The following is a 6,332-nucleotide window of genomic DNA, read 5'->3' on the forward strand; positions in this document are numbered from 1 at the left end:
CGTGACGATCTCGTCGGGCTTGTGTCGCTTGTTGGCCATTGTGGTCCTCCTTCATGGTCAAAACCATACTTCAAGGTGGACCCGTTCAATGGGGGTGGATCATTCTCACCCTGATCCCCGAGATGTCCGACCCTGCAGGCTGGAAGGTCTCAATGTGAAGAAAATTGTCACTGCGACACCCCTCGCATTTGATGCGACGTTGCAGGCTGTTCACGTCCACGTCACCAAAAAGCTGGATCACGTCCTCCGGCCTGTAGTAGCTCACCCGCCGGCACGAATGGCACTGCACCCGCAAGAGCAGGCGATGTTCCACCATCCTTGAGAGCGGGTAGCCGTAACCGGGAGCGAGTCGATTGACCATGTGGAACAAAAAAGAACATTTGTCCGTAAGTCAACGACCTTGCTCGATCGTGTGGTCTGCCCATTGTGATGGGTGCAGCGGCTCGCTCTTTATGACGGGAAAGCGAAGGGCGGGAGCGACGCATGGTAGCCCTTGTTTTCCCAGAAAGGAAAGATGCGGGCAGCTGCGGCAAGACAGCTATCGCCCACTCTCTTGGACTGATCATTGGACACCGAGCACGGTCGGGTACTCGATGACTATTGTCCACGATGCCAAGGATGACTTTGCCACTTCCCCTCTGCTTCACAAACTCCCTGTCCTGGTGAGTGAGACCGAAGAGCGGATGGCCGTGAGCATTGCCGCCGCTATAGAATCGCTATGAGGACTCGAGCCGGGCCGATGAATGATCGCCTTCTGCCCCGCGCAATACGACCGATGAGACCTTGATTCGAGGTAGAATCTAGGCCGATGGAATTGAAAGGGGTGGGTGGCGCTTGCAGGATATTGACATGCATGGCATGCAATTAACAATATCTTGTTGTCATGGTCTTCCGAGTCGGAGCTGACGAGGGAGCCAAGAGGGAAGCCGGTGGAAGTCCGGCGCTGCCCCCGCAACTGTAAGCAGCGAGTTGCTGTCGCTACGTGTCACTGGTGTCGAGGCACCGGGAAGGCCAGACAGCGGCGATGACCTGCAAGCCAGGAGACCTGCCATGACATGGACGACCAACCTCGGGCGGGGTGTTCCCGAAGGTGCGCATCGCGGCGTCTGACGCCGCGCCTCGGCGTTCCTTCGCAGTCCCCGTCCTCAACGCCACGGGGATTACATGCTGGCAACCAACACAGTTTCAATCGACGGCACCGCGCAAGCACCTTCTCGTCCGCTGGCGGCGGCCGTTGCCGATGGACTCGGCTATCAGGTCGTTCGGAGGAATGGTTCCGTCTCACCCTTCGACCCCAACAAGATTTCGATCGCACTCACCAAGGCTTTCCTCGCCGTGGAAGGAGCAGCGGCTGCTGGATCGCGGCGCATTCACGATACTGTGGAGGAGTTGACCCGCAGTGTTGTCGCGGCCCTCACCCGCCGCGGCGAAAGCCGCATCTTCCACATCGAGGACATCCAGGACCACGTGGAGCTTGCGCTGATGCGTGGGGGACATCACAAGGTGGCCCGCGCCTATGTGCTCTATCGCGAGGAACGCGCCCGCCGGCGGGCTAAGGAGGAGGCCGCTGCCGGACAAGTGCAGTCCGAACTCCATGTCCGCATCGAGAATGGCGTTTTCGTCCAACTCGACGAAGATCGCCTCAGGGCGATCATCCGCGAAGCTTGCGAAGGGCTTGATGGCGTTTCGCCTGATCCCGTGCTTACCGAGACCCGACGCAATCTCTACGACGGCATCACGCAGGATGAGCTGTCGCTCGCGCCGATCATGGCAGCACGCACGCTGGTCGAGAAGGAGCCGAACTATGCCTATGTGGCCGCCCGTCTTCTGCTCGATCGCCTGCGCCGTGAGGCGCTGACATTGGTCTCCGGCCGGGCCGAACAAGCGACACAGGCCGAGATGCACACCCGCTACGAGAGCTATTTCCCCGAGTTCATCCGCACCGGTGTTGAGGCGGGTCTCATCGATCCCGAGCTCGCGCGTTTCGATCTCAGGCGAATGGCGGCGGCGCTGAAGCCCGAGCGCGACCTCAACTTCCAGTACCTGGGCCTGCAGACGCTTTACGACCGCTATTTCCTGCACCGGGACGGCAAGCGGTTCGAGCTGCCGCAAGCCTTCTTCATGCGCGTTGCCATGGGGCTCGCGCTGCGGGAGATCGACCGGGAGGAGAGGGCGATCGAGTTCTACAACCTCCTGTCGTCCTTCGATTTCATGGCTTCAACGCCGACCCTCTTCAATTCGGGCACCACGCGGCCGCAGCTCTCCTCCTGCTTCCTGACGACGATGGGGGACGACCTGGACGCGATCTTCAAGGGCATCAGGGACAACGCGCTGCTTGCCAAATATTCCGGCGGCATCGGCAATGACTGGACTCAGGTCCGCGGGCTTGGCGCGCACATCCGCGGCACCAATGGCAAGAGCCAGGGCGTGGTGCCGTTCCTCAAGGTCGCCAACGACACGGCCATCGCCGTCAATCAGGGCGGCAAGCGCAAGGGCGCGGTCTGCGCCTATCTGGAGACGTGGCACATCGACATCGAAGAGTTCCTGGACCTGCGCAAGAACACTGGTGACGACCGCCGGCGCACCCACGACATGAACACGGCCAACTGGGTGCCGGATCTGTTCATGGAGCGTGTCGAGGCGGATGCCGAATGGACACTGTTCTCGCCCGACGAGGTGCCGGATCTGCACGACCTTTACGGCCCTGCCTTCCGCAACGCCTACGAGGCCTATGAGGCCAAGGCGGAGTGGGGCGAGATCAGGGTCTTCCGCAAGGTGCGCGCGGTCGATCTGTGGCGCAGGATGCTTACCATGCTGTTCGAGACGGGGCATCCGTGGATCACCTTCAAGGATCCCTGCAACATCCGTTCGCCGCAGCAGCATGCGGGCGTGGTGCATTCCTCCAACCTTTGTACCGAGATCACCCTCAACACGTCAAAGGACGAGGTGGCGGTCTGCAATCTCGGTTCCGTCAATCTCGCCAACCATGTCCGAAGCGATGGCCTCGACATGGAGCGGCTGGAGCGGACGGTGAAGACCGCCATGCGCATGCTCGACAATGTCATCGACATCAACTTCTACACCATCCCGGAAGCGCGGGCTTCAAACCTCCGGCATAGGCCGGTCGGTCTCGGCCTGATGGGCTTCCAGGACGCGCTGCAGAAGCTCCGCGTTCCCTATTCCTCGGAAGAAGCAGTCGAGTTTGCCGACCGGTCGATGGAGGCGATCAGCTATTTCGCCATTTCGGCCTCGGTCGATCTCGCGGCTGAGCGGGGACGCTATTCGAGCTTCGAGGGCTCGCTGTGGTCGAAGGGGATCCTCCCGATCGATTCCATCCGTCTGCTGAAGGAAGCCCGCCCTGGCGTTGACATGGACGAGAGTTCAACGCTCGACTGGGAGAGCCTGCGCGAGCGCGTGACGTCCATCGGCATGCGCAATTCCAACACCATGGCGATTGCCCCGACGGCCACCATCTCCAACATCTGCGGCGTTTCGCAATCGATCGAACCCGCCTATCAGAACCTGTTCGTCAAATCGAACATGTCCGGCGACTTCACGGTGGTGAATGCGCAGCTGGTGCGCGACCTGAAGGAGCGCGGGCTCTGGGACGAGGTGATGATCTCCGATCTCAAGTACTTCGACGGGTCCGCGGGAGAGATCGATCGGGTTCCGGATGATCTGAAGGCACTTTACGCCACCGCCTTCGAGATCGATCCGAAGTGGCTGATCGAGGCCGCCTCCCGCCGCCAGAAGTGGATCGATCAGGCGCAGTCGCTCAATCTCTACATGGCCAATCCGAGTGGCCGGAAGCTGGACGAGCTATATCGTCTGGCCTGGCGGAAGGGCCTGAAGACGACCTATTACTTGCGTTCGCGCTCGGCCACGCATGTGGAGAAGTCCACCCTCAGGGGAACGGATGGCAAGCTCAACGCCGTGACCCCTGCGGTGGCGTCTATGCCCGCGGAAAGCGACGTTGCTCCTGCCTGGGGCAAGGCCTGCGCCATCGACGATCCCGACTGTGAAGCCTGCCAGTGAAGACCGGAGAGACGAACCCATGACGAAGCTCGAATGGAACGAACCGAAGCTGGGAGACACCTCCGCCTCTCACGGGCAGGCTGACAATGCGACAGGTCTCGGCGAAATTGAACGCGGAGCAGCCCGCGTCACCGTGGACGAAAAACGGATGATCAACGCGCGGGCGGACGTGAACCAGCTTCTGCCGCTCAAATACCGCTGGGCGTGGGAGAAGTACCTCGCCGCGTGCAACAATCACTGGATGCCGACGGAAGTGTCCATGCAGGCGGACATAGCGTTGTGGAAGTCGCCCGACGGGCTTACGGAAGACGAGCGGCGCATGGTGAAGCGCAATCTCGGTTTCTTCGCTGCTTCCGAAAGCCTGGTGGCGAACAACATCGTGCTCGCCATCTACCGCCACCTGACCAATCCCGAATGCCGCCAGTACCTGCTGCGGCAGGCCTTTGAGGAGGCCATCCACACGCACACGTTCCAGTATATTGTGGAAAGCCTCGGGCTGGACGAGGGCGAGCTCTTCAACATGTACCGCGAGGTCCCGTCGATCACCGACAAGGCGGCCTGGGCACTCAGGCATACGAAGAGCCTTGACGACCCAAACTTCCGGACCGGAACGCCTGAAGCGGATCAGGACTTTCTGCGCGACCTCGTCGCCTTCTACGTGGTCTTCGAGGGCATGTGGTTTTACACGGGCTTTGCGCAGATCCTCTCGCTCGGCCGCCGCAACAAGATGGTCGGCATCGCGGAACAGTACCAGTACATCCTCCGGGATGAGTCCATCCATCTGAACTTCGGGATCGACGTGATCAACCAGATCAAGATCGAGAACCCGCATCTGTGGACGCCGGCCTTTCAGGACGAGGTCCGGGGCATGCTGGTGGAGGCGGCGGAGCTGGAGGCAGCCTACGGCCGCGATACGATGCCTCGCGGTTTCCTTGGTCTCAATGCAGCGCTGTGCGAGCAGTATATGCATTTCATCGCCAACCGGCGCTGCGCCCAGCTCGGGCTGAAGCCGGTGTTCGCGGAGACGGAAAACCCGTTCCCTTGGATGTCCGAGGCAATGGATCTCAAGAAGGAGAAGAACTTCTTTGAGACCCGCGTGATCGAGTACCAGAGTGGAGGTGCGCTGAGCTGGGACTGAGCAGCGCGCAGTTTTGTCTGGGAGGGCAAGCTCACTGGCTGGTGTGCTTCGGATGCTCGATCACTCTGAAGCATGAGATGCCCAGTGGGCTGCCCGGTGATATCGAAACTATGACTGATGCAGGGTTGTCCGCCCCCATCTTGGGTCGATGGAGCAAATTCTCGCAAAGCAAATCACCACAGATCGAAATCGCTTTCTGCGGCAGAGGGAAACGGCGTTTGCAGTCGCTTCAGCATGGCCCTCCTGGGCCCACCGCCTGGCTTCTAACCTCGCTTTCTGAAAAAGTCTCTGCCTGTAGTAGTCCGACCAGTTTGAAGGCGTCAGCCACGGTTTCAGCACGCGCAGCTCGCCACGTGAGGCCCGGTCCCTGGCCTGCAGCAATAGCTTCGCCATCTCATCGATGATCGGAGAAGAGATCGTGGTGAGCTGCGCAAGGTCGCGATTGGTCAATCGCTGTTTGCGGCCATAGCGGGATGGAATATCCTTCTTGGCCGAATGGCCCATCAGCCTGCGCCGTGTCACGTCCTTGATGTCGGAATTGTCGATCAGGTCGGCAAACCAGTGACGGGACGAATAAAGTGCCACGTCGAAACGATCGAGACCGATCTTCCTCCTGAGATACTGGAAACTCTTCGTCAGGGGTTGGCCCCAGCGCATTTCTCCACCGGGCTTCAAGGGAGTGGGGAGGGGAATGGAGGGACGCCCGCGGGCGGCTGCCCAGGTCCCATGCCAAAGCCCTGCGGAATGACGCCAAGGGCGACGACGGTCTGCATGTCCGCTCGGCCTCGCTCGTAGTGCCAGATATTCTTGATTCGTCTCAGCCACCCCGCTGCCTCGACGTTCTGTGCGACGAAGCGTTTGAAGAGGGTGATCCGTGTGGGCAAGAACCACATCTGTTGACAAACCCACTCTGGTTCTAATCTCTGGAAAACTGGTGTCAGACTGGTGCGAGCCGTGAACCAGATCAAAAGATCACTCGTCCGACTGTCTGATCTAGCGGCTAAGTGTTTGAATTATAATGGAAATTTCTGGTAGCGGAGGAGGGATCCGAACCTGATCGGCCCCCACGGACGGGTCCAATTTGATTGTTAGTGCAATGATGGTCGTGGCGCCAGCGCGGGCGGCATCGCTGGTTGGGGTTGCAGGGCCGCCCGCGCGA

4 protein-coding genes and 1 riboswitch are annotated in these 6,332 nt (G+C 60.3%); of the genes, 3 read left to right on the forward strand and 1 reads right to left on the reverse strand.

The genetic code is table 11. The features are described 5' to 3' along the window. The 3 genes from ABD906_RS10110 to ABD906_RS10120 all read left to right on the forward strand — a co-directional run. Positions 1-322: hypothetical protein (locus tag ABD906_RS10110; RefSeq protein WP_345099292.1), on the forward strand; the 322-nt coding region annotated here is incomplete at its 5' end. Between the two features lie 545 nt (positions 323-867). Continuing rightward, positions 868-1,067: riboswitch (cobalamin riboswitch) on the forward strand. Positions 1,068-1,164: 97 nt separating this feature from the next. Next, positions 1,165-4,035, forward strand: coding sequence for a ribonucleoside-diphosphate reductase subunit alpha (locus ABD906_RS10115; protein WP_345099293.1), 2,871 nt, complete (start codon positions 1,165-1,167; stop codon positions 4,033-4,035). A 19-nt stretch (positions 4,036-4,054) separates the two neighbouring features. Then, the gene (locus tag ABD906_RS10120; RefSeq protein WP_345099294.1) at positions 4,055-5,173 is read left to right on the forward strand and encodes a ribonucleotide-diphosphate reductase subunit beta; all 1,119 of its coding nucleotides are present in this window, start codon (positions 4,055-4,057) and stop codon (positions 5,171-5,173) included. A gap of 108 nt (positions 5,174-5,281) precedes the next feature. On the opposite strand, the gene ABD906_RS10125 is transcribed toward ABD906_RS10120, so the two are convergent. Beyond that, a complete protein-coding gene (locus tag ABD906_RS10125; protein ID WP_345099295.1) occupies positions 5,282-5,998 on the reverse strand; it encodes a site-specific integrase in 717 nt (238 codons plus the stop codon). Positions 5,999-6,332: the final 334 nt, after the last annotated feature.

It is taken from the genome of Chelativorans composti (assembly GCF_039541695.1).
GTDB classification, from domain to species: domain Bacteria; phylum Pseudomonadota; class Alphaproteobacteria; order Rhizobiales; family Rhizobiaceae; genus Chelativorans; species Chelativorans composti.